This is a genomic window from Klebsiella sp. 4_1_44FAA, assembly GCF_000238715.1.
GTDB classification, from domain to species: domain Bacteria; phylum Pseudomonadota; class Gammaproteobacteria; order Enterobacterales; family Enterobacteriaceae; genus Klebsiella; species Klebsiella pneumoniae.
In genome coordinates this window covers 1-1,912 of record NZ_JH414831.1, presented here as the reverse complement: position 1 = coordinate 1,912, position 1,912 = coordinate 1, and the positions used below count along the sequence as shown (strand labels likewise).

Sequence of the window (1,912 nt, the reverse complement as noted above, 5' to 3'; positions counted from 1 at the left end):
CTGTCAGACGTTATCTGGACCAGCTGACGGGAATATCTGCTCTGTATTCCTCATACTGCTCATAGATCGCATGCTGAAGCATCGTAATACGTTCTGACAATCTGTTGGCGTCTGACATATGCCGCCATTCCCCCTCAATAGTGGTTTTCTGTCCATCCGGGAGATTGAGCGTGATCAATACCTTTGTATCACGAATAATCACCCCACCAGTGAAAGAATTAAGGCCACTCCTTACGGTATTATCTATCTGTATATCTTGAAGTTTCATCTTGTTACCTCCTGTTGTCCGGATCCCAAGCATAGATATCTGAATTCAAATTGCCTAGGGAAGGTGCGAACAAGTTCCTGATATGAGATCATCATATTCATCCGGAGCGCATCCCAGAGGGACATCATGAGCCATCAACTCACCTTCGCCGATAGTGAATTCAGCACTAAGCGCCGTCAGACCCGAAAAGAGATTTTCCTCTCCCGCATGGAGCAGATTCTGCCATGGCAGAATATGACCGCTGTCATCGAGCCGTTTTATCCCAAGGCGGGCAATGGCCGACGGCCCTATCCGCTGGAGACCATGCTGCGTATTCACTGCATGCAGCATTGGTACAACCTGAGCGACGGTGCCATGGAAGATGCCCTGTACGAAATCGCCTCCATGCGCCTGTTTGCCCGATTATCCCTGGATAGCGCCCTGCCGGATCGCACCACCATCATGAATTTCCGCCACCTGCTCGAGCAGCATCAACTGGCCCGTCAATTGTTCAAGACCATCAATCGCTGGCTGGCCGAAGCAGGCGTCATGATGACCCAAGGCACTTTGGTGGATGCCACCATCATTGAGGCACCCAGCTCTACCAAGAACAAAGAGCAGCAACGCGATCCGGAGATGCATCAGACCAAGAAAGGCAATCAGTGGCACTTTGGCATGAAGGCCCACATTGGTGTCGATGCCAAGAGTGGCCTGACCCACAGCCTGGTCACCACCGCGGCCAACGAGCATGACCTCAATCAGCTGGGTAATCTGCTTCATGGAGAGGAGCAATTTGTCTCAGCCGATGCCGGCTACCAAGGAGCGCCACAGCGCGAGGAGCTGGCCGAGGTGGATGTGGACTGGCTGATCGCCGAGCGTCCCGGCAGGGTAAAAACCTTGAAGCAGCATCCGCGCAAGAACAAAACGGCCATCAACATCGAATACATGAAAGCCAGCATCCGTGCCAAGGTGGAGCACCCGTTTCGCATCATCAAGCGGCAGTTCGGCTTCGTGAAAGCCAGATACAGGGGGCTGCTGAAAAACGATAACCAACTGGCGATGTTATTCACCCTGGCCAACCTGTTTCGGGTGGACCAAATGATACGTCAGTGGGAGAGATCTCAGTAAAAACCGGAAATAACGCCAGAAATGGTGGAAAAAATAGCCTAAATAGGCTGATTCGATGTGTTTGCGGGAAAAAAATCGGCCCAGATCCGCGAAATTTTAATCAGCGAGTCAGCTTGGGAAGAAATGACCTGCTTATTCGCACCTTCCCTAATAGAATCTTCGACTGACCGGGAGCCGCAATATTTAAGGCGTCAGGTAACGAACTTAAAAATATAAGTTCGCTGGTGCTATCGGCGTCAAAGAATGCTATTTACTCGCCGACAAATATACATTTGTTCGGTGATGCTGCCAACGGTTTTGTTGAATAAATCGGCGGTAATAGTGCCAACTTACTGATTTAGTGTGGCTTTGTTGAATAAATCGAACTTTTGCTGAGTTGAAGGATCAGATCACGCATCCTCCCGACAACACAGACCATTCCGTGGCAAAGCAAAAGTTCAGAATCACCAACTGGTCCACCTACAACAAAGCTCTCATCAACCGTGGCTCCCTCACTTTCTGGCTGGATGATGAGGCGATTCAGGCCTGGTATGAGTC

General features: G+C 50.5%; 3 protein-coding genes and 1 pseudogene. 3 read left to right on the top strand and 1 reads right to left on the bottom strand.

Annotated elements, in window-relative coordinates; all coding sequences use genetic code 11:
* Positions 1-10: 10 nt before the first annotated feature.
* Positions 11-268 carry a hypothetical protein gene (locus HMPREF1024_RS00175; RefSeq protein ID WP_009310077.1) on the bottom strand — a complete coding sequence of 86 codons (258 nt, stop codon included), beginning with the start codon at positions 266-268 and terminating at the stop codon, positions 11-13.
* Positions 269-394: 126 nt separating this feature from the next.
* Here HMPREF1024_RS00175 and HMPREF1024_RS00180 point away from each other — a divergent pair, with 126 nt between their 5' ends.
* From HMPREF1024_RS00180 to HMPREF1024_RS30960, 3 genes and pseudogenes are all read left to right on the top strand, one after another.
* Positions 395-1,375 carry an IS5-like element ISKpn26 family transposase gene (locus HMPREF1024_RS00180; RefSeq protein WP_009310076.1) on the top strand — a complete coding sequence of 327 codons (981 nt, stop codon included), beginning with the start codon at positions 395-397 and terminating at the stop codon, positions 1,373-1,375.
* The gene (locus HMPREF1024_RS32140; protein ID WP_134932089.1) at positions 1,357-1,542 is read left to right on the top strand and encodes a hypothetical protein; all 186 of its coding nucleotides are present in this window, start codon (positions 1,357-1,359) and stop codon (positions 1,540-1,542) included. The genes HMPREF1024_RS00180 and HMPREF1024_RS32140 overlap by 19 nt, the downstream gene beginning before the upstream one ends.
* 209 nt (positions 1,543-1,751) lie before the next feature.
* Positions 1,752-1,912, top strand: a pseudogene (locus HMPREF1024_RS30960) (IS5/IS1182 family transposase); the annotation flags it as partial.

Bases quoted from the DNA above. Each gene is read 5' to 3' on its own strand.
- HMPREF1024_RS00175 (WP_009310077.1), bottom strand. From the start codon at position 268: ATGAAACTTCAAGATATACAGATAGATAATACCGTAAGGAGTGGCCTT.
- HMPREF1024_RS00180 (WP_009310076.1), top strand. From the start codon at position 395: ATGAGCCATCAACTCACCTTCGCCGATAGTGAATTCAGCACTAAGCGC.